This window comes from Protofrankia sp. CiP3 (assembly GCF_917627345.1).
Classification (GTDB): Bacteria; Actinomycetota; Actinomycetes; order Frankiales; family Frankiaceae; genus Protofrankia.
In genome coordinates this window covers 1-2934 of the sequence record NZ_CAKJTM010000227.1, presented here as the reverse complement: position 1 = coordinate 2934, position 2934 = coordinate 1, and the positions used below count along the sequence as shown (strand labels likewise).

3 protein-coding genes and 1 pseudogene are annotated in these 2934 nt (G+C 72.4%); 3 read left to right on the top strand and 1 reads right to left on the bottom strand.

Translation table 11 applies throughout. From position 1 onward, the window contains the following. A pseudogene (locus tag MJ797_RS26685) lies at nucleotides 1–306 on the bottom strand (hypothetical protein); the annotation flags it as partial. Between the two features lie 77 nt (nucleotides 307–383). On the opposite strand from MJ797_RS26685, the gene MJ797_RS26680 reads away from it, so the two are divergent. The 3 genes from MJ797_RS26680 to MJ797_RS26670 all read left to right on the top strand — a co-directional run. Beyond that, nucleotides 384–695, top strand: a complete 312-nt coding sequence (locus MJ797_RS26680; RefSeq protein ID WP_239312678.1) for a hypothetical protein — start codon at nucleotides 384–386, stop codon at nucleotides 693–695. After that, a complete protein-coding gene (locus MJ797_RS26675; protein ID WP_239342502.1) occupies nucleotides 692–1231 on the top strand; it encodes a DUF5372 family protein in 540 nt (179 codons plus the stop codon). The genes MJ797_RS26680 and MJ797_RS26675 overlap by 4 nt, the downstream gene beginning before the upstream one ends. Continuing rightward, the coding region (locus MJ797_RS26670) for a recombinase family protein (RefSeq protein ID WP_239342500.1) at nucleotides 1228–2934 on the top strand (1707 nt) is incomplete at its 3' end. The genes MJ797_RS26675 and MJ797_RS26670, both read left to right, overlap by 4 nt.

The following is a 2934-nucleotide window of genomic DNA, read 5'->3' as shown; positions in this document are numbered from 1 at the left end:
GTCGGCGAAGCGGACCAGCCGGTAGTTCGGCAGGCCGCGGCGCCGGCGTCTACGCCGGTCGTTGGAGGTGGCCGCCGGCCCGCCCGGTGCCTGGGCGATGTGCTCGTCCAGCACCGACAGGGCCACGTTGCTGAGCAACGGCGACAAGATCGACCCCTGCGGGGTGCCGGCGTCGTTTTCCCGGAATACGCGGTCCTCGCCGAGGATCCCCGCTTTCAGGAACGCCTTCACCAGGGCCAGGACGCGTTTATCCCGGACGCGACCGCGCACCCGGTCCATGAGAGCCGGGTGCGAAATTTCGTCGAACGAGTCCGCGACACACTACTGGCATCGAGGACCTTTCCGCGGCGCTGCGATCGTACGCACATGGTGACATTTGTGCCGTGGCCGCGGTCGAGTTGCTGGTCGCCCACGTGTTCTGGCTTTTCCGGCGGGATTTCCTCGACGGGTTCGTCGAGGCGGTGGACGGGTTTGCGTGGGTGGACTGGGCCGGCGCGGTCGCCGCGGTGGACGCGGGGCGGCTGGTGTGCTCGCGGGGTGAGGACACGGTGCTGCGGGTCGCCGCGAGCCTCGCGGCGGGCGTGCCGCTCGACCTGAGCACGGTCAGCGGCCTGGACGGCCGGGTGCTCGGGCTCGCGGCCCGCGCGGTGCTGGCCGCCGGCGGCCACGGCGCCGGAGCGGAGACCGTTTCATGATCCTGGACAAGGACTCGGTGTTCACGGTGCGGCTCACCCGGCCGGGACATCCGTTCGACGGGCGTGAGCTACGGGTGCTCGGCCGGATGCGCCGGCACGGCGCACTCGAGCTGGTCCTCGCACTACCGGACGGCAGCAAGTCCATGATGCCGGCCGCCTGGACCGACCACGCCGAGCCGGCCGCGGACGGGGAGTCGCTCCCGGCCGAGGAGCCGACCCTGGGGTGGATCACCGACCTACTCGACCTGACACGGACTGTTGCCTCTCTGTTGCCCCGTGTTGTGTCGGGGGTTGTCGAGGCGGATATCAGGGAGCAGGTTGAGGGCTGTCCGAGACAGGAGGCCCCCGATGCCGACCCGGCTCCCGCCGAGCCAGCCGCAGCCGCACCTCCCGCTGCCCGGGCTGCCTGCGGGGGTGCCCGACGTGGCGGTGCGGTTGCCGGCCGAGGCGGTCGCGGCGGCGGTCGACCTGCTCGGCCGGCTGATCGCGGCAGCAGCCCGGACGGCGCCCTGTTCGACGCCGGGGAGCTGCGATGAGCCCGTTCGGTAAGATCACCGCCTCGCAGCTGCGGCGCGGCGCAGTCGTCTACCTGCGCCAGTCAACCCTGGCCCAGGTCGAGCGCAACCGGGAGTCGACCGCCCGGCAGTACAGCCTCGTCGAGCGGGCGGTCACGCTCGGCTGGCCGCGGGCCCGGGTCAGCGTGATCGACGCCGACCTGGGGGTGTCCGGCGCGTCGACAGCGGGCCGGTCCGGGTTCGCCGAGCTGACCCGGCAGGTCGCGCTCGGCGACGTCGGGATCGTGCTCGCTCTGGAGGTCTCCCGGCTCGCGCGCAACAACTCCGACTGGTACCGGCTGCTGGACCTGGCCGGGATGACCGACACGCTGATCGCCGACGCCGACGGCGTCTACCACCCGGGGATGTTCAACGACCGGATGCTGCTCGGGCTGAAGGGCACCATGTCCGAGGCCGAGTTGCACACCCTGCGGGCCCGGCTCAACGGCGGGATCCGCAACAAGGCCGCGCGCGGCGAGCTGCGCCGCCCGCTGCCCGTCGGCCTGGTCTGGGCCGAGGGGGAAGGCGAGATCCGCCGCCACCCGGACGAGGCGGTCACCGGGGTGATCTCCGCGACGTTCCGCCGGTTCGGCGAGGTCGGCTCGGTGCGCAAGGTCTGGCTGTGGCTGCGCGAGGAGAACCTCACGCTGCCGCTCCAGCGCAACGGCTACGCCACCGCCGCCGGCCAGGGCACGGAGGTCGCGTGGGTCGAGCCGACCTACCACGCCGTCCACACCATTCTGACCCACCCGGCCTACGCCGGCGCCTACGTCTACGGCCGCACCCGCAAGCACACCTACCTCGGCCAAGACGGCACCGTGCGCACCCGCCACAAGGCCGTCCCCCGCGGCGAGTGGGAGATCCTGATCCGCGACCACCACGAGGGCTACATCGACTGGGACACCTACGAGACCAACCTTGCGAAGATCGGCAAGAACATCCGTCCCGCAGCCCACCAGCCCGGCACCGGTGCCGTCCGGGAGGGCTGCGCCCTGCTCCAGGGCCTGGCGACCTGCGGGACCTGCGGCCGTAAACTCACCGTGTTCTACCAAGGCCCGACCACGGCCACCCCGGGCTACTACTGCCAGGGCCCCGCCACGATCGTCGACGGCCGTGGCGCCCGTCACCTGCACATCGGCGGCGTCGCGCTCGACACCGCCATCGCCGACGCGTTCCTGACCGCGCTGGCCCCCAAGGCGCTCACCGCCTGCCTCACCGCCGCCGAACACCTCGAAAACACCCACGACACCGCCCTCGACCAGCACCGCCGCCAGGTCGAACGCGCCCGTTACGACGCCAGCCGCGCCGAGCGCCGCTACCAGGCCGTCGACCCCGACAACCGGCTCGTCGCCCGCGGCCTGGAGGCCGCCTGGGAGAAGACGCTGACCGAACTCGCCGCCGCCGAGGCCGAACTCGCCCGCCGCGAGCAGACCCGCCCCCGCGCCCTGACCGACACCGAACGCGCCGGCATCCGCGCACTCGGGGACAACCTGCACCAGATCTGGGACGCGCCCACGACCACCGACCGCGACCGCAAGCAGCTGCTGCGGACCCTGATCGATGACGTGAAGGTCACCGTCGTGCGCGACGACGACGCCGGCCACACCGACCTGCTCATCCGCTGGAAGGGCGGCGCGCTCACCGAACTGACCGTCGCTGGCAGGCGCCGCCAGCCCGCGATCCGC

Coding starts and splice junctions, on each gene's coding strand:
- MJ797_RS26675 (WP_239342502.1), top strand. CDS start 692: ATGATCCTGGACAAGGACTCGGTGTTCACGGTGCGGCTCACCCGGCCG.